This is a genomic window from Streptomyces sp. GQFP (assembly GCF_021545335.1).
Taxonomy (GTDB): domain Bacteria; phylum Actinomycetota; class Actinomycetes; order Streptomycetales; family Streptomycetaceae; genus Streptomyces.
This window is the reverse complement of sequence record NZ_CP089312.1, coordinates 2358049-2376007: the sequence shown is the minus strand read 5'-3', so window position 1 is coordinate 2376007 and position 17959 is coordinate 2358049. Positions and strand designations below refer to the sequence as shown.

12 protein-coding genes and 1 rRNA gene are annotated in these 17959 nt (G+C 68.7%); 9 read left to right on the top strand and 4 right to left on the bottom strand.

Annotated features, from left to right (window positions below; translation table 11 throughout):
• Positions 1 to 42 precede the first annotated feature (42 nt).
• Both LUX31_RS10230 and LUX31_RS10225 read right to left on the bottom strand, forming a co-directional pair.
• On the bottom strand, positions 43 to 4293 hold the full coding sequence (locus LUX31_RS10230; protein WP_443045945.1) for an SCO5717 family growth-regulating ATPase: 4251 nt from the start codon (positions 4291 to 4293) through the stop codon (positions 43 to 45).
• 459 nt (positions 4294 to 4752) lie between these two features.
• Positions 4753 to 5112 carry a DUF397 domain-containing protein gene (locus tag LUX31_RS10225; RefSeq protein WP_235474469.1) on the bottom strand — a complete coding sequence of 120 codons (360 nt, stop codon included), beginning with the start codon at positions 5110 to 5112 and terminating at the stop codon, positions 4753 to 4755.
• Between the two features lie 279 nt (positions 5113 to 5391).
• Here LUX31_RS10225 and rpsO point away from each other — a divergent pair, with 279 nt between their 5' ends.
• The 5 genes from rpsO (at position 5392) to LUX31_RS10200 (ending at position 10906) form a co-directional block, all read left to right on the top strand.
• The gene (gene rpsO / locus LUX31_RS10220) at positions 5392 to 5679 is read left to right on the top strand and encodes a 30S ribosomal protein S15 (protein WP_189149835.1); all 288 of its coding nucleotides are present in this window, start codon (positions 5392 to 5394) and stop codon (positions 5677 to 5679) included.
• Between the two features lie 343 nt (positions 5680 to 6022).
• Positions 6023 to 8248 carry a polyribonucleotide nucleotidyltransferase gene (locus LUX31_RS10215; protein WP_235474468.1) on the top strand — a complete coding sequence of 742 codons (2226 nt, stop codon included), beginning with the start codon at positions 6023 to 6025 and terminating at the stop codon, positions 8246 to 8248.
• On the top strand, positions 8245 to 9624 hold the full coding sequence (locus LUX31_RS10210; protein WP_235474467.1) for a M16 family metallopeptidase: 1380 nt from the start codon (positions 8245 to 8247) through the stop codon (positions 9622 to 9624). The genes LUX31_RS10215 and LUX31_RS10210 overlap by 4 nt, the downstream gene beginning before the upstream one ends.
• A 62-nt stretch (positions 9625 to 9686) precedes the next feature.
• Complete coding sequence (gene dapB / locus LUX31_RS10205) at positions 9687 to 10439, top strand: 4-hydroxy-tetrahydrodipicolinate reductase (protein WP_235474466.1); 753 nt, start codon at positions 9687 to 9689, stop codon at positions 10437 to 10439.
• Between the two features lie 8 nt (positions 10440 to 10447).
• Positions 10448 to 10906 (top strand): hypothetical protein, encoded by a 459-nt coding sequence (locus LUX31_RS10200; protein WP_235474465.1) that lies wholly within the window; start codon positions 10448 to 10450, stop codon positions 10904 to 10906.
• 65 nt (positions 10907 to 10971) lie between these two features.
• Here LUX31_RS10200 and LUX31_RS10195 read toward each other — a convergent pair whose 3' ends face one another.
• Complete coding sequence (locus LUX31_RS10195; protein WP_235474464.1) at positions 10972 to 11529, bottom strand: hypothetical protein; 558 nt, start codon at positions 11527 to 11529, stop codon at positions 10972 to 10974.
• 127 nt (positions 11530 to 11656) lie between these two features.
• A complete protein-coding gene (locus LUX31_RS10190; RefSeq protein WP_235474463.1) occupies positions 11657 to 11896 on the bottom strand; it encodes a hypothetical protein in 240 nt (79 codons plus the stop codon).
• A 188-nt stretch (positions 11897 to 12084) separates the two neighbouring features.
• Between LUX31_RS10190 and thyX the strand changes: the two genes are divergently transcribed.
• From thyX to LUX31_RS10170, 4 genes are all read left to right on the top strand, one after another.
• A complete protein-coding gene (thyX, locus tag LUX31_RS10185; protein WP_235474462.1) occupies positions 12085 to 12825 on the top strand; it encodes an FAD-dependent thymidylate synthase in 741 nt (246 codons plus the stop codon).
• Positions 12826 to 13044: 219 nt separating this feature from the next.
• Complete coding sequence (dapA, locus tag LUX31_RS10180) at positions 13045 to 13944, top strand: 4-hydroxy-tetrahydrodipicolinate synthase (protein ID WP_235474461.1); 900 nt, start codon at positions 13045 to 13047, stop codon at positions 13942 to 13944.
• 129 nt (positions 13945 to 14073) lie between these two features.
• Positions 14074 to 15759, top strand: coding sequence for a ribonuclease J (locus LUX31_RS10175; RefSeq protein ID WP_235474460.1), 1686 nt, complete (start codon positions 14074 to 14076; stop codon positions 15757 to 15759).
• A gap of 520 nt (positions 15760 to 16279) precedes the next feature.
• Positions 16280 to 17808: ribosomal RNA gene (locus LUX31_RS10170) — 16S ribosomal RNA — on the top strand.
• Positions 17809 to 17959: the final 151 nt, after the last annotated feature.

Below are 17959 nucleotides of genomic sequence, written 5' to 3'. Positions count from 1 at the left end.
GGACGGGCGACCCGTCCCTCCTACTCGATTGTCCCCTGCCCGCTACTGCTGCGGAGGCTGCGGGTAGCCGGGCTGCTGGGCCTGCTGCTGAGGCGGCTGGTACGGCTGCCCAGGCTGCGGCGGATAGCCGTACGGCTGACCGGGCTGGGGCGGCGGCGGGTACTGCCCCGGCTGGCCGGGCGGCGGCGGAACGTACTGGCCCTGCCCCGGGACGGGCGGAGCCGCCGGGTACGGCTGCGGCTGCCCCGGAGCCTGCTGCTGCATCTGCTGCTGGTGTCCCGGCAGCGGCGGGGCCGCGACCGGGGGCGGGTTGCCGTCCGAGGTCCAGAGCCCGTGCATCTGCTGGTGCCGTACGAAGTCCTCGGCGATCAGGGCGGCGAGGTTGAAGTACGCCTCGCGGACCTTGGGCCGCATCATGTCGAGGTCGACCTCGGCACCGGCGGCGAGATGCTCGTCGAAGGGCACGGTGATGACACCCCGGCACCGCGTCTCGAAGTGGGAGACGATGTCCTCCACCTTGATCATCTTGCCGGTCTCGCGCACCCCCGAGATGACGGTGAGGGACCGCGAGACCAGGTCCGCGTACCCGTGTGCGGACAGCCAGTCCAGCGTCGTACTGGCGCTGCTGGCGCCGTCCACGGACGGCGTCGAGATGATGATCAGCTGATCGGCGAGGTCGAGTACGCCCCGCATGGCGCTGTAGAGCAGACCGGTACCGGAGTCGGTCAGGATGATCGGGTACTGCTTGCCCAGTACGTCGATCGCGCGCCGGTAGTCCTCGTCGTTGAAGGTCGTCGAGACGGCCGGGTCGACGTCGTTGGCGATGATCTCCAGACCGGACGGCGCCTGGGACGTGAACCGCCGGATGTCCATGTACGAGTTGAGGTACGGGATCGCCTGGACGAGGTCCCGGATGGTGGCCCCGGTCTCGCGCCGCACACGGCGGCCGAGCGTGCCGGCGTCCGGGTTGGCGTCGATGGCGAGGATCTTGTCCTGCCGCTCGGTGGCGAGGGTGGAGCCGAGCGCGGTGGTAGTGGTGGTCTTACCGACCCCGCCCTTGAGGCTGATGACGGCGATGCGATAGCAGGACAGCACGGGAGTGCGAATCAGCTCCAGCTTCCGCTGCCGCTCGGCCTCCTCCTTCTTGCCGCCGAGCTTGAACCGCGAGGGCGCGGCCGCGGGCCGCCCGCTCTTCGCCTTCTGCTTCTTGTTGTTGAGCAGCCGGTCGGAGGACAGCTCGACGGCCGCGGTGTAACCGAGCGGCGCGGCACCGGGGTTGGTCATCTGCCGCTGGTCGTGCTGCATGGGCTGCGGCCAGGCGGTCCCGGTACGCGGATCCACGGGCGGCTGCGGCACGCCCTGCGGAACCCCGGGCTGGCCGTACGCCGGCTGCGGAGGCGACGGGGGAACGGCGCCCGGTACATGCGGGGGCGCCGGAGGCCCGGCGTGCGGGTGGGGCGCGTCAGCCTGCTGCGGCACCTGAGGCTGCGGCGGCGCCTGCTGCGCGGGCCCCTGCGGGAAGGGGAACCCATACCCACCGGGCGCACCGGCGGGGCCCCCGGGCCCACCGGGGTGCGGGAAGCCGTACCCGGGCTGCGGCGCCGGAGGCTGGGGCACAGGAGAACCAGCGGGAGGCGGGAAGCCGTACCCGTCCTGGGGGTTGGGAGTGGGAGCGGGGGGCACCGGTGCCGGGTTGCCGACGGGGGCTGGAGCCGGGGGAGTGGAGCCACCCGGGGCGCCGGGAGCCGGAGCAGGGGTGCCACTGGGCGTGCCCGGAGCGGAAGCAGGGTTGCCACTCGGCGTGCCCGGAGCGGGAGCAGGGGTGGCTGGAGCTGGGGGAGTGGAGCCTCCCGGGGTGCCGGGAGCCGGGGCAGGGGTGTCACTCGGGGTGCCCGGAGTGGGAGCAGGGGTGGCTGGAGCTGGAGGCTGACCGCCGGGCTGGGGGGCGCTGCCGTCGCCTTGCGGGCCGGGCGCGGCCGGGGCCGGAGGCTGGGCGCCGGGGGGCGGGAATCCGTACCCGCCTTGGGGGTTGGGGCCAGCAGGGGCCGGAGCCGGGGTGGGCGCGCCGGGCTGGGGGAAGCCGTAGCCGCCCTGAGGGGTGGGACCCGTGGGCGGCGTTGCCGGGGGCGGGAATCCGTACCCCGAGAGCGGGCCATCCTGCGCCGGGGCGGGGGCACTCGGTGTCGAGGGTTGGGCGCCGGGGGGCGGGAATCCGTACCCGCCTTGGGCGTTCGGGCCTGCCTGGGGCGGCACGGGTGCGCCCGGCTGCGGGAGGTCGTAGCCACCCTGGGCGTTCGGGGCCGGGGGCTGGGCGCCGGGCTGGGGGAAGCCGTAGCCACCCTGAGCGTTCGGGGCCTGGGTCGGGGGCTGAGGTTGGGCGCCGGGCGGGAAGCCGTATCCGCCTTGGGCGTTGGGGCCTGCCGGGGTCGGCGCGGGCGCTCCGGGCTGGGGGGCGCTGTGGTCGCCTTGGGCGTTCGGTGCCGGCGGTTGGGGTTGGGTGCCGGGGGGTGGGAAGCCGTATCCGCCTTGGGCGTTGGGGCCCGCCGGGGTCCGCGTGGATGCGCCCGGCTGGGGGGCGCTGTGGTCGCCTTGGGCGTTCGGCGCCGGGGGCTGGGCGCCGGGGGGCGGGAAGCCATACCCGCCTTGGGCGTTGGGGCCCGCCGGGGTCGGCGCGGGTGCGCCCGGCTGGGGGACGTTGTGGTCGCCCTGGGCGTTCGGCGCCGGGGGTTGGGCGCCGGGGGGCGGGAAGCCGTATCCGCCCTGGGCGTTGGGGCCTGCCGGGGTCGGCCTGGGCGCGCCCGGCTGCGGGACGCCGTAGCCGCCCTGAGCGTTCGGGGCCGGAGGCGGGAAGCCGTACCCGCCCTGGGCGTTGGGACCTGTGGGAGGAGCCGGAGTCGCCTGCGGCGGGAATCCGTAGCCAGCGGGTGGTGCACCCGGTGCCGGGGCAGGGACCCCAGGGACCGCCGCGGCCGGGTTGGGCGGCGGGAAGCCGTACCCAGCCTGCGGGGGCGCGGGAGCGTTCCACGCGATTGGCGCGGCCTGCGGCTGGAACGGGGGCTGCATCGACGGTGCGGGCGGCTGCTGGCCCGGCACAGCAGGCGGCTGAGGCTGACCCGGTGCCGGCGTGGCCGACGCGGCCTGCGGCTGGACAGGCGCGGCTTCCGGCCGCGTCGGCGGCTGGGGTTGCGGCTGCGCGGGCCACTGTCCGGCCGTCATGGGAGCGGCCGGCTGGTACGACGGGGGCAGCGGCGGCAGTCCGCTGCCCTGACCTGTCGCCGGGGGAGCCCAAGCGGGCGGTACGGTCCCGGGCGCGCCCTCCGGCAGCGGGGGCAGGTTGAGCGGTGCGCTGGGCACCGAGTCCCGCACGGGCGCGACCGGCGCGGAGTCGCGTACGTCGTCGACCGCGCTCGGTGCCGACGCGGTGTCCTCGGGCTCGACGTCGACGACCTCGGCAGCCACCGGCTCGGCGTCCACGGGCTCCGAGGCGGCAACTTCCGTTGCCACTACTGCCTCGGACTCCGCGTCCTCCTCGTCGGATTCAGTGTCCGCAGACTCGACATCCTGCGGCGTCACGGCGTCACCGGCGTCGTCCTGCAGCTCGGGCACGGCACCGCTCACCTCGTCGGTGACCTCGTCAACATCCGTACCCTCGTCACCCACCGCATCGACGTCATCCAGGGGCTCCGGGACACTCACCTCAGCGGCGACAACCTCGGCCTCGAAGGCCGCATCACCGGAGTCGTCGCCGGACTCACCGCCGTCGGCAGCCGAGACCGCCGGCTCCGTGAAGTCGCGCTGCACGGCGGTCGGCGGAGCGGCCTGAGCCGGAGGGGTCGCCGGCACCGGAGGGGTCCACTGGGCGTGGAATCCGCCCACGGGAAAACTGGGGACAGCCGTAGGGCTCGCGGGACCACCCGCGGCCCCCGACTGCGGCGCCGCCGGCGGGAACCCACCGCTCACCGGCAACCGGGGCACACCCACAGGACTCGCATCGCCGACACCGGCACCCGAACGAGCATCCGCATCCCCGTCCGCGTCTACACCCGTGTCCGAACCCGAACCCGTATCCGAGTCGTCGCCCGACACCGGGCCCGCCTCGTCGTTCGATTCGGCATCCGTCTCGTCCTCGTCCCCCGACGCCCCCGACCCTCCCGACGCGTTCTGCGTGTACCAGGCAGGCGTCGCGTAATCGATGGTGAACTCGCCCGTCATCTCGCTGGCGGACTCCGCGTCGGACTGGTCATCGCCGGGTGTGGCCCAGCCCCCGCGGATCCCGTCCCGATCGCTGTTCACAGTTCCTCCTGATGTGGTCGAGCACCCGCTTGCCGTGCTGGGGCGACCATTTCTCGTCTGTATGCATGTCGTCCGAAGCCGGTTCTTCAGTGGGTTGTGTCCACGTCGTCCGGCATCGGGCGGCGGAGGTCGTCCGATCTGCTTGGCTCTTCCCCCGGTACTCCCGACCCAGCCTAATCACCACGACCCCCGCCCCGGCAGGCCCGTCCACCCCTCAGTGACCGTCCATTACGTCACAGCCTGACCGGAACCGATCCCGTCCGTGCCCGAACCGCCTTCTCCGGCAAGAGAGTTGACACGACCGGAACGACATCCGCCCCACCTCCGCCCCACACCCGCCACAACCTCACATGCATAGTAGGCGGCCCCTCTGACAACGCACTTCGCCGAAAAGCGCACGAAAAAAGAGGGGCGGGGCCGGCGCGATGCGCCGGCCCCGCCCCTCTCCCGGGCGGCGAACTACTCCACATCCCCGCCGGAATCCGTACCCGCACCGGCACCCGCCGCGAGCCCGCCGTTCTGCTCCGTCGGCTCCAGATCGAACTCCCCGTCGCGCGCCCCGAGCACGAACGCCGTCCACTCCGCCTCCGTGTAACGGAGGACGGTGTCATGGTCCAGGGACGACCGCATGGCCACCGCGCCCTCGGGGAGATAGGCGATCTCGACCCGCTCCTCGTGCTCCTCGGTGCCGGGCGCGCTGTGCCACTCGACGCCCGAGATGTCGAGGGAGTACAGCTCATCCCGCTCCCGCTCCTTGCGCGCCTTGACGTCCTCGTCCTGCGCGGCCGTGGTGTCCTGTGCGCCCTGTGCCTCCGCCATGGCGAAGCGACCCCTTTCCGACGTATGTGATACGACAACTACGATCTGTGTTCTCACCCTAGTGGCCGAGCCCGGGCATCCGGACTGTTTGCACACCGCGGTGAAGACGGCCGCTGCCTGCTGGTATCCTGGGCGACGGCCGTTTGTGTACGCACCCCCGGAGTCATTAGCCCCGGAGGCCGCGCCCAGCGGATTCCCGGCCTCCCGAGTTACGGAAGCTCCCCTGAGAAGTGGACCAGGGGCACTCGGTGGCTACTACAAAGACTACGAGGAGTACGCGTGTCGCTCGACGCCGCAGTGAAGAAGCAGCTCATCTCTGAGTTCGGTACCAAGGAGGGCGACACCGGCTCCCCCGAGGTCCAGGTCGCGATGCTCTCGCGCCGTATCTCGGACCTGACCGAGCACCTCAAGACGCACAAGCACGACCACCACTCCCGTCGTGGTCTGCTGATCCTCGTCGGTCAGCGTCGCCGCCTTCTCCAGTACCTGGCCAAGAAGGACATCCAGCGCTTCCGTGCGCTGGTCGACCGCCTCGGCATCCGCCGCGGTGCGGCGGGCGCCAAGTAAGTCGCTGTGAGAGGGAGCGGTTCCCACTTCTAGGGGGCCGCTCCCTTTGCCGTACGTGCGGAAACGTGCGGAGTGTCACTGCCTCTTTGTAGTGTGGTAGCACAACGCAATACGCAGGACACAAACGCACGGCACAAACGCAGGACGCAAGCGCAGGACACATACGAGGAGAAGTGCACCTCGCCGCCGCCGGTCCTCGGTAGTGGCCCCCGGGAACTGCGACCCCCGGGTGCTTCGATCGAAGACCGGCCCGCACTCAGAAGGCGCGCTTCTCCGACCCCACGTCCCTCTGCCACACGGGCAGGACGGGACAAAAGACGAAAAAGTATCGGAGAAAACGCTAGTGGAGAACGAGACCCACTACGCCGAGGCCGTCATTGACAACGGTTCCTTCGGCACCCGCACCATCCGCTTCGAGACGGGCCGCCTGGCCAAGCAGGCCGCTGGCTCCGCCGTGGCGTACCTGGACGACGACACCATGGTGCTGTCGGCCACCACCGCCTCCAAGAACCCCAAGGACCAGCTCGACTTCTTCCCCCTCACGGTGGACGTCGAGGAGCGCATGTACGCGGCCGGGAAGATCCCCGGTTCCTTCTTCCGTCGTGAGGGCCGGCCCTCCGAGGACGCGATCCTCACCTGCCGCCTGATCGACCGCCCGCTGCGCCCGTCCTTCAAGAAGGGCCTGCGCAACGAGATCCAGGTCGTCGCCACGATCATGGCGCTCAACCCCGACCACCTGTACGACGTCGTGGCGATCAACGCCGCCTCCGCGTCCACGCAGCTGGCCGGTCTGCCCTTCTCCGGCCCGATCGGCGGCGTCCGCGTCGCGCTGATCAACGGCCAGTGGGTCGCGTTCCCGACGCACACCGAGCTCGAGGACGCCGTCTTCGACATGGTCGTCGCCGGTCGCGTCCTGGAGGACGGCGACGTCGCGATCATGATGGTCGAGGCCGAGGCCACCGAGAAGACCATCGCGCTGGTCGCGGGCGGCGCCGAGGCGCCGACCGAGGAGGTCGTCGCCGCCGGTCTGGACGCCGCGAAGCCCTTCATCAAGGTCCTCTGCAAGGCCCAGGCCGACCTCGCCTCGAAGGCCGCCAAGCCCACCGGTGAGTTCCCGGTCTTCCTCGACTACCAGGACGACGTCCTGGAGGCCCTCACGGCCGCCGTCAAGGACGAGCTGTCGCAGGCGCTCACCATCGCGGGCAAGCAGGACCGCGAGGCCGAGCTGGACCGCGTCAAGGGTCTCGCCGCCGAGAAGCTGCTCCCGCAGTTCGAGGGCCGCGAGAAGGAGATCAGCGCGGCCTACCGCTCGCTGACCAAGTCCCTGGTCCGTGAGCGCGTCATCAAGGACAAGGTCCGCATCGACGGCCGTGGCGTCACGGACATCCGTACGCTCGCCGCCGAGGTCGAGGCCATCCCGCGCGTGCACGGCTCGGCGCTGTTCGAGCGTGGCGAGACCCAGATCCTGGGCGTCACCACCCTCAACATGCTCCGCATGGAGCAGCAGCTCGACACCCTCTCCCCGGTGACGCGCAAGCGCTACATGCACAACTACAACTTCCCGCCGTACTCCGTCGGCGAGACCGGCCGCGTCGGCTCCCCGAAGCGCCGCGAGATCGGCCACGGCGCGCTCGCCGAGCGCGCGATCGTGCCGGTCCTCCCGACGCGCGAGGAGTTCCCCTACGCGATCCGTCAGGTGTCCGAGGCCCTCGGCTCCAACGGCTCGACGTCCATGGGCTCGGTCTGCGCCTCCACCATGTCGCTGCTGAACGCCGGTGTGCCGCTGAAGGCCCCCGTCGCCGGTATCGCCATGGGCTTGATCTCCCAGGAGATCAAGGGCGAGACGCACTACGTCGCCCTCACCGACATCCTCGGTGCGGAGGACGCCTTCGGCGACATGGACTTCAAGGTCGCCGGCACCAAGGAGTTCGTGACCGCCCTCCAGCTGGACACCAAGCTGGACGGCATCCCGGCCTCCGTCCTGGCCGCCGCTCTCAAGCAGGCCCGTGACGCCCGCCTCCACATCCTCGACGTGATGATGGAAGCGATCGACACGCCGGACGAGATGTCCCCGAACGCCCCGCGGATCATCACGGTCAAGATCCCCGTGGACAAGATCGGTGAGGTCATCGGCCCCAAGGGCAAGATGATCAACCAGATCCAGGAGGACACCGGCGCCGACATCACGATCGAGGACGACGGCACCATCTACATCGGTGCCGCGCAGGGCTCGCAGGCCGAGGCCGCCCGCGCAGTGATCAACGGCATCGCCAACCCGACCATGCCGGAGGTCGGCGAGCGCTACCTGGGTACGGTCGTCAAGACCACCACCTTCGGTGCGTTCGTGTCGCTGCTCCCGGGCAAGGACGGACTGCTGCACATCTCGCAGATCCGCAAGCTCGCCGGCGGCAAGCGCGTGGAGAACGTCGAGGACGTCGTCGGCGTGGGCCAGAAGGTCCAGGTCGAGATCGCCGAGATCGACTCCCGCGGCAAGCTGTCCCTCATCCCTGTCATCGAGGGTGAAGACAGCGACGACAAGGACGACAAGAAGGACGACACCGACCAGTGACGTCGAGCAGCTCCACGGCGACGGCCCGCACCTCTTCTGAGGCGCGGGCCGTCGCCCGTACCCAAACCCTGATCAAGGGCACCAACGGCATCGGCACGGTCCGTAAGACCACCCTCCCCGGCGGCCTGCGCATCGTCACCGAAACCCTGCCCTCGGTCCGCTCCGCGACCTTCGGCATCTGGGCCCACGTCGGCTCCCGCGACGAGACGCCGACCCTGAACGGCGCCACGCACTACCTGGAGCACCTGCTCTTCAAGGGCACGACCCGCAGGTCGGCGCTGGACATCTCCTCGGCGATCGACGCGGTCGGCGGCGAGATGAACGCGTTCACGGCGAAGGAGTACACGTGCTACTACGCGCGCGTGCTCGACACCGACCTCCCGCTCGCCATCGACGTCGTCTGCGACATGCTGACCGGCTCCCTGATCCTCGAAGAGGACGTCAACGTCGAACGCGGCGCCATCCTCGAAGAGATCGCGATGACGGAGGACGACCCGGGCGACTGTGTGCACGACCTGTTCGCGCACACCATGCTTGGCGACACCCCCCTCGGCCGCCCGGTCCTCGGCACGGTCGACACGGTCAACGCCCTCACCGCGGACCGCATCCGCCGCTTCTACAAGAAGCACTACGACCCGACCCACCTCGTCGTGGCGGCGGCCGGCAACATAGACCACAACAAGGTCGTACGCCAGGTCCGCGCGGCCTTTGAGAAGGCGGGCTCCCTCAAGCACCTCGACGCCACGCCGATCGCCCCGCGCGACGGCCGCCGGAGCCTCCGTACGAGCGGCCGCGTCGAACTGCTCGGCCGCAAGACCGAACAGGCCCACGTCGTCCTCGGCATGCCGGGCCTGGCCCGCACGGACGAACGCCGCTGGGCCCTCGGCGTGCTCAACACGGCCCTGGGCGGCGGCATGTCGTCCCGCCTCTTCCAGGAGGTCCGGGAGAAGCGGGGCCTCGCGTACAGCGTGTACTCGTACACGTCAGGCTTCGCCGACTGCGGCCTCTTCGGGGTGTACGCGGGCTGTCGGCCCTCGCAGGTCCACGACGTGCTGAAGATCTGCCGCGACGAACTCGACCACGTCGCCGAGCACGGCCTCTCCGACGAGGAGATCGGCCGCGCCATCGGCCAGCTGCGCGGCTCCACGGTCCTCGGCCTGGAGGACACGGGCGCGCTGATGAACCGTATCGGCAAGAGCGAACTGTGCTGGGGCGACCAGATGTCCGTCGACGACATGCTGGCCCGGATCGCCGAGGTCACCCCGGACGCCGTCCGTGAGGTCGCCCGCGAGATCCTGGGACAGCGCCCGTCGCTGGCGGTCATCGGCCCGCTCAAGGACAAGCAGGCCGCACGTCTGCACGAGGCCGTCGCCTGACAGCCGTACCCGTCCGACGTATCCGTCCGACACCCGAGTCCATCCGGTAAGGAAGCAAGAACATGAGCAAGCTGCGCGTGGCGGTCCTCGGCGCCAACGGCCGTATCGGATCCGAGGCGGTACGGGCGGTCGAGGCCGCCGAGGACATGGAACTGGTCGCCGCCCTCAGCCGGGGCGACAAGCTGGAGACGCTCGCCGACACGGGCGCCCAGGTCGCGGTCGAACTGACCACCCCCGCCTCGGTGATGGGCAACCTCGACTTCTGTGTACGCCACGGCATCCACGCGGTCGTCGGCACCACCGGCTGGACCGACGACCGCCTCGCGCAGCTCACCGGCTGGCTGGCCCAGTCCCCGGAGACGGGCGTGCTCATCGCGCCCAACTTCTCCATCGGGGCCGTACTGACGATGAAGTTCGCGCAGATCGCGGCGCCCTACTTCGAGTCGGTCGAGGTGATCGAGCTGCACCACCCGAACAAGGTGGACGCGCCCAGCGGCACCGCCGCGCGCACGGCGCAGCTCATCGCCGAGGCCCGGGCCAAGGCGGGCTCGGCTCCGGCCCCGGACGCCACTGTCACCGCCCTGGACGGCGCCCGGGGCGCGAACGTCGACGGGGTGCCCGTGCACTCCGTACGCCTGCGCGGCCTCCTGGCCCACCAGGAGGTCCTGCTGGGCGGCGAGGGCGAAACGCTGACCGTCCGCCACGACTCGCTGCACCACAGCAGCTTCATGCCGGGCATCCTGCTCGGCGCGCGCCGTGTCGTGGACACCCCGGGCCTCACCTTCGGCCTGGAACACTTCCTCGACCTCGGCTGAGGGACATCATGCGCGCGAAGCTCTCCTACGCCCTCACGGCCGCCGTCCTGGTCTTCTACTTCGCCCTGGTCGGCAGCCGCGGGGTCATGCTCATACAGACCGGCACGCTCCTGACCGTCACCTTCGGTGTGGCGGTCCTGATCCTGCCGGTGATCGGCGTGTGGTTCCTCTGGAAGAACACCCAGTTCGTCCGGAACGCCAACCGTCTCGCCGCCGAGCTGGACGCCGAAGGCGGCCTGCCCGCCGACGAGTTGAGGCGCACCCCGAGCGGCCGGGTCGACCGCGACTCGGCCGACGAGGTCTTCGCCAGACGCAAGGCCGAGACGGAGTCGGCCCCCGACGACTGGCGCAACTGGTTCCGCCTCGCGGTCGCCTACCACGACGCCCGCGACACCCCCCGCGCCCGCAAGGCGATGCAGCGCGCGATCGCCCTGCACGACGGCAGGACACCGGCCCAGCCGGCCTGAACACACGCTACGAGGGGCCGGCCCGCAACCGCGGACCGGCCCCTCGCTGTTCGCTGTGGTGCTGCCTAGCCCCGCCCGAACTCCGCGGCCCACGCCTCGATGCTGTCCGCCGCCCGGTCGAACGCCGCCATACGCCCCAGGAAGTCGGCGTTGTGCGTGGTGAGCAGCGGCGCCAGATCGTCAGCGGCCCGATCCCGGCGTACGAGGACCAGTGCCTGCCCCTGCACGGTGCGCGGCAGACCCAGCCACCGCACCGGCTGCTGCACCGTCCGTACGGCGACGACCTTCTCCCAGCGCGTCGTCCGCGTGGCGAGGAACCCCACCCGGCGCAGCCCGCGCGCACTCACCCACACGCCGGTGCGCAGCAGCCGCAGTGCGGTGGCGATGACGCCCAGCGCGATGCCGAGACAGACCGCGCCGCCGGACAACTCGCCGGTGGCCGCGATGATGACCGCCGCGAACAGGACGTACGAGGCGAGCAGCAGCAGAAGCGCCGCCACGCCCACCCGCCAGGGGCCGGGCCGGTACGGGCGCCGCCAGCGGTCGCGGTCGTCGAACGGCAGCGCGACGCCGGCCGCGGCCTCGTCGGAGGCGCGGTCGGCCGTAAGGAAGGGCAGGGGCACGGCTGGTCCTCACTCAATTCCATGCGCGGGCTGTGCCCGGTGAGGTTATACAGCCGGCTGCCTTGTCACCAGCCTTGGGGGTGCGAGGAGGGCCGGACCACGCCATTCGGCCGCAGCCCGATGGCCCTCAACGACTGTCGGCCGCCTGGGACTGCTGTGTCTGCCCGCCGGCCTGATCGACCGACAGGGCGGGCATCCCGAGGACCAGGGAGCCGACGAGCCCGGCGACGATGGTGAGCCCCAGGAGCCAGCGCCCGGCTATGTCACCGGCGGACGCGCGCTCACGGGGCGGTGGAGCGACATTGCTGCGGAACTTGTCGGCTTCGGCGATGAAGGCGAACGGTACGGGCTCGCGCCGGCGCAACATGGGGGTACTTCTCCCTTGGGGATCGAACTCTGAGAATCGAACGATTCGCTGCTGTCTGTACAGACGAGCGAGCGCCCCAAATGGTGCCCGGTTTCACCAACTTAACTCTGTGACGATGGCGAACGTCCCGTTTGGCGGGCCGTAGAGTGGCGTCGCCGAATGACGAGATGGGAAGGACTCTCCGAACCGTGACGCCCACCCCCGACGACGAGTTCAAGATCGACCTGCGTAGCGATGTGACCGTCGAGCTGGTCAAATCCAGCGCGTCGGACTCCGACGTGCTGTTCGCGGCCCGTGTGTCGACCGTCGGGGAGCAGTCCCTGGACGAGTTGGACAAGGACCCGGAGCGCTCGACCGGGCTGATCAACTACCTCATGCGAGACCGGCACGGCAGCCCGTTCGAGCACAACTCCATGACGTTCTTCATCAGCGCCCCGATCTTCGTCTTCCGCGAGTTCATGCGGCACCGGGTGGGATGGTCGTACAACGAGGAATCCGGACGATACCGGGAGCTGCAGCCCGTGTTCTACGTGCCGGACACCTCGCGCAAGCTCGTCCAGCAGGGCCGACCCGGCAAGTACGTCTTCGTCGAGGGCACCCCAGAGCAGCACGGAATCGTCGAGCACGCCATGGAGGACGCGTACCGCCAGGCGTACCGGAACTACCAGCAGATGCTCGCGCAGGGCGTCGCCCGCGAGGTCGCCCGTGCGGTCCTCCCCGTCGGCCTGTTCTCGTCGATGTACGCGACCTGCAACGCCCGCTCCCTGATGCACTTCCTCGGCCTGCGCACACAGCACGAGCTGGCGAAGGTGCCGTCGTTCCCGCAGCGGGAGATCGAGATGGTCGGCGAGAAGATGGAGGCGGCATGGGCCGGGCTCATGCCGCTGACTCACGCGGCCTTCAACAAGAACGGCAGGGTCGCACCGTAGGACAGACGCACGCGCGTGTTCTACCGCCGGGCACAGATGTGCGGATCAGCCTCGCGAGGTGTCCGTATTGCGGTATTTCGAGAGGTTCATCTAGCCTGATCAAACGGACCCGGCACTGCTTGAACCCCCGAGCAGGCAGTGCCGGGCTCCTTATTTGTCCTGACTTTTCCCGCACCCCTAGGGCAGACCGCGCCCTGAGCAGCGAGTAGCGTGGTACCCATGGCTCCGACCTCCACTCCGCAGACCCCCTTCGGGAGGGTCCTCACCGCCATGGTCACGCCGTTCACGGCGGACGGCGCGCTCGACCTCGACGGCGCTCAGCGGCTCGCCACCCACCTGGTGGACGCAGGCAATGACGGCCTGGTCATCAACGGCACCACCGGCGAGTCCCCGACCACCAGCGACGCGGAGAAATCGGATCTCGTACGAGCCGTACTGGAGGCGGTCGGCGAGCGGGCCCACATCATCGCGGGCGTCGGCACGAACGACACCCACCACAGCGTCGAACTGGCCCGCGCGGCGGAGAAGACCGGCGCGCACGGCCTCCTGACCGTCACGCCGTACTACAACAAGCCCCCGCAGGAGGGCCTGTACCGGCACTTCACGGCCATCGCCGACGCCACCGAACTCCCGGTCATGCTGTACGACATCCCGGGCCGCAGCGGCGTCCCGATCAGCACCGAGACGATCGTCCGGCTCGCCGAGCACCCCCGGATCGTCGCCAACAAGGACGCCAAGGGCGACCTCGGCCGGGCCAGCTGGTCCATCGCCCGCTCCGGCCTCGCCTGGTACTCGGGCGACGACATGCTGAACCTGCCGCTGCTCTCCGTGGGCGCGGTCGGCTTCGTCTCGGTCGTCGGCCACGTCGTCACACCGGAGCTGCGCACTCTGGTCGAGGCGTACGTCTCTGGCGACGTCCAGAAGGCCACCGAGATCCACCAGAAGCTGCTCCCGGTCTTCACCGGCATGTTCCGCACCCAGGGCGTCATGACCACCAAGGCCGCGCTCGCCCTCCAGGGCCTGCCCGCCGGACCCCTGCGCGCTCCGATGGTCGAGCTGACGGCCGACGAGATCGCCCAGCTCAAGATCGATCTTGCCGCCGGCGGGGTACAGCTCTGACATCAGACTTCACAACTGAATACGCGGGACAACTGTGTCCGCAGTCCACATCCAACAACTGCTTTTGCACGAACGTCATGCGCGCCACGTGCCTTACCGGTACGTGGCGCGTGTGGTGAGGAGAGTCTTTTGAGTCATCCGCATCCTGAACTCGGCGCTCCGCCGAAGCTCCCGAAGGGCGGCCTCCGGGTCACCCCGCTGGGCGGCCTCGGCGAGATCGGCCGCAACATGACCGTCTTCGAGTACGGCGGCCGCCTGCTCATCGTCGACTGCGGCGTCCTCTTCCCCGAGGAGGAGCAGCCCGGAATCGACCTGATCCTGCCGGACTTCACGTCCATCAGGGACCGCCTCGACGACATCGAGGGCATCGTCCTCACGCACGGCCACGAGGACCACATCGGCGCCGTCCCCTACCTCCTGCGGGAGAAGCCGGACATCCCGCTGATCGGCTCCAAGCTGACCCTCGCGTTCATCGAGGCGAAGCTCCAGGAGCACCGGATCCGCCCGTACACCCTTGAGGTGACGGAGGGGAACCGCGAGCGCATCGGCCCCTTCGACTGCGAGTTCATCGCGGTCAACCACTCCATTCCGGACGCCCTCGCGGTCGCCATCCGTACCCCTGCGGGCATGGTGGTCCACACGGGCGACTTCAAGATGGACCAGCTCCCGCTGGACGGCCGCCTCACGGACCTGCACGCATTCGCACGGCTGAGCGAAGAGGGCATCGACCTCCTTCTCTCCGACTCGACGAACGCCGAGGTCCCGGGCTTCGTTCCGCCCGAGCGCGACATCTCGAACGTGCTGCGCCAGGTCTTCGCGGGCGCCAGCAAGCGGGTCATCGTGGCGAGCTTCGCGAGCCACATCCACCGCATCCAGCAGATCCTGGACGCGGCCCACGAGTACGGCCGCAGGGTCGCCTTCGTCGGCCGCTCGATGGTCCGTAACATGGGCATCGCCCGGGACCTGGGCTATCTGAAGGTCCCGCCGGGCCTGGTGGTGGACGTCAAGACCCTCGACGACCTCCCGGACCACGAGGTCGTGCTGGTCTGTACGGGTTCGCAGGGCGAGCCGATGGCAGCGCTGTCCCGCATGGCCAACAGGGACCACCAGATCCGTATCGTCCAGGGCGACACGGTGATCCTGGCCTCGTCGCTGATCCCCGGTAACGAGAACTCGGTGTACCGCGTGATCAACGGCCTGACCCGATGGGGCGCGAAGGTCGTCCACAAGGGCAACGCCAAGGTGCACGTCTCCGGCCACGCCTCGGCCGGCGAGCTCCTGTACTTCTACAACATCTGCAAGCCGCGCAACCTGATGCCGGTCCACGGCGAATGGCGCCATCTGCGGGCCAACGCCGAGCTGGGCGCCATGACGGGCGTTCCGCACGACCGGATCGTCATCGCCGAGGACGGCGTGGTCGTCGACCTCATCGAGGGCAAGGCGAAGATCTCCGGCAAGGTCCAGGCCGGGTACGTGTACGTCGACGGACTCTCGGTCGGCGATGTCGGCGAACCCACCCTGAAGGATCGCAGGATCCTCGGTGACGAGGGCATCATCTCGGTCTTCGTGGTGATGGACTCGTCCACGGGGAAGATCACGGGCGGCCCGCACATCCAGGCCCGCGGCTCGGGCATCGACGACTCGGCCTTCACCGACGTCGTCCCGAGGATCGCCGAGGTGCTGGAGCGCTCGGCACAGGACGGCGTGGTGGAGCCCCACCAGATGCAGCAGCTCATCCGCCGCACGCTGGGCAAATGGGTGTCGGACAACTACCGCCGGCGCCCGATGATCCTCCCGGTCGTCGTGGAGGTCTGACGGGCCCGGAGGGCGTCAACCTGGAGCGGGGCTCCTCGATTTGCATCGAGGAGCCCCGCTCCAGTAGGTTTACGGCTCCGCCTGCAAGGGAACCCGGTGCAACTGTGCACCAGGGACCGGCCCGAGCGGGTGGAAATTCCGACTCAGAACTTCTGATAAAGTCGGAGTCGCCGGAAAGGGAAACGCGAAAGCGGAAACCTGGAAAGCACCGAGGAAATCGGATCCGGAAACGGTCTGATAGAGTCGGAAACGCAAGACCAGAAAGAAATAGCAGGAACGAAGGGAAACTGCCCGGAGGAAAGCCCGAGAGGGTGAGTACAAAGGAAGCGTCCGTTCCTTGAGAACTCAACAGCGTGCCAAAAATCAACGCCAGATATGTTGATGCCCCGGCTCACAGGCTTGTGTCTGTGGGTTGAGGTTCCTTTGAAGCAGTAAACACAGCGAGGACGCTGTGAACGGTCGGGCTTATTCCGCCTGACTGTTCCGCTCTCATGTGTGCTGACCCGATTACGGGTTGACATTCACGGAGAGTTTGATCCTGGCTCAGGACGAACGCTGGCGGCGTGCTTAACACATGCAAGTCGAACGATGAACCACTTCGGTGGGGATTAGTGGCGAACGGGTGAGTAACACGTGGGCAATCTGCCCTGCACTCTGGGACAAGCCCTGGAAACGGGGTCTAATACCGGATGATACTTCTGCTCGCATGGGTGGGGGTTGAAAGCTCCGGCGGTGCAGGATGAGCCCGCGGCCTATCAGCTTGTTGGTGAGGTAGTGGCTCACCAAGGCGACGACGGGTAGCCGGCCTGAGAGGGCGACCGGCCACACTGGGACTGAGACACGGCCCAGACTCCTACGGGAGGCAGCAGTGGGGAATATTGCACAATGGGCGCAAGCCTGATGCAGCGACGCCGCGTGAGGGATGACGGCCTTCGGGTTGTAAACCTCTTTCAGCAGGGAAGAAGCGCAAGTGACGGTACCTGCAGAAGAAGCGCCGGCTAACTACGTGCCAGCAGCCGCGGTAATACGTAGGGCGCAAGCGTTGTCCGGAATTATTGGGCGTAAAGAGCTCGTAGGCGGTCTGTCGCGTCGGATGTGAAAGCCCGGGGCTTAACCCCGGGTCTGCATTCGATACGGGCAGACTAGAGTGTGGTAGGGGAGATCGGAATTCCTGGTGTAGCGGTGAAATGCGCAGATATCAGGAGGAACACCGGTGGCGAAGGCGGATCTCTGGGCCATTACTGACGCTGAGGAGCGAAAGCGTGGGGAGCGAACAGGATTAGATACCCTGGTAGTCCACGCCGTAAACGGTGGGAACTAGGTGTTGGCGACATTCCACGTCGTCGGTGCCGCAGCTAACGCATTAAGTTCCCCGCCTGGGGAGTACGGCCGCAAGGCTAAAACTCAAAGGAATTGACGGGGGCCCGCACAAGCAGCGGAGCATGTGGCTTAATTCGACGCAACGCGAAGAACCTTACCAAGGCTTGACATACACCGGAAACTGGCAGAGATGTCAGCCCCCTTGTGGTCGGTGTACAGGTGGTGCATGGCTGTCGTCAGCTCGTGTCGTGAGATGTTGGGTTAAGTCCCGCAACGAGCGCAACCCTTGTTCTGTGTTGCCAGCACGCTCCTTCGGGGGTGGTGGGGACTCACAGGAGACTGCCGGGGTCAACTCGGAGGAAGGTGGGGACGACGTCAAGTCATCATGCCCCTTATGTCTTGGGCTGCACACGTGCTACAATGGCCGGTACAATGAGCTGCGATGCCGTGAGGCGGAGCGAATCTCAAAAAGCCGGTCTCAGTTCGGATTGGGGTCTGCAACTCGACCCCATGAAGTCGGAGTTGCTAGTAATCGCAGATCAGCATTGCTGCGGTGAATACGTTCCCGGGCCTTGTACACACCGCCCGTCACGTCACGAAAGTCGGTAACACCCGAAGCCGGTGGCCCAACCCCTCACGGGGAGGGAGCTGTCGAAGGTGGGACTGGCGATTGGGACGAAGTCGTAACAAGGTAGCCGTACCGGAAGGTGCGGCTGGATCACCTCCTTTCTAAGGAGCATCTAGGCCGCCAAGCACGCTTGGTGGTCCAGGGCCATTACGTCGGCACACGTCCGGCGGTGGTTGCTCATGGGTGGAACGTTGATTATTCGGCACACTTGATCGTCTTCTCCTTCCAGTACTGTCCTTCGGGGCGTGGAAC

Coding starts and splice junctions, on each gene's coding strand:
- LUX31_RS10225 (WP_235474469.1), bottom strand. CDS start 5,112: ATGGCGGAGGCACAGGGCGCACAGGACACCACGGCCGCGCAGGACGAG.
- dapB (WP_235474466.1), top strand. CDS start 9,687: ATGAGCAAGCTGCGCGTGGCGGTCCTCGGCGCCAACGGCCGTATCGGA.
- LUX31_RS10200 (WP_235474465.1), top strand. CDS start 10,448: ATGCGCGCGAAGCTCTCCTACGCCCTCACGGCCGCCGTCCTGGTCTTC.
- LUX31_RS10190 (WP_235474463.1), bottom strand. CDS start 11,896: ATGTTGCGCCGGCGCGAGCCCGTACCGTTCGCCTTCATCGCCGAAGCC.
- dapA (WP_235474461.1), top strand. CDS start 13,045: ATGGCTCCGACCTCCACTCCGCAGACCCCCTTCGGGAGGGTCCTCACC.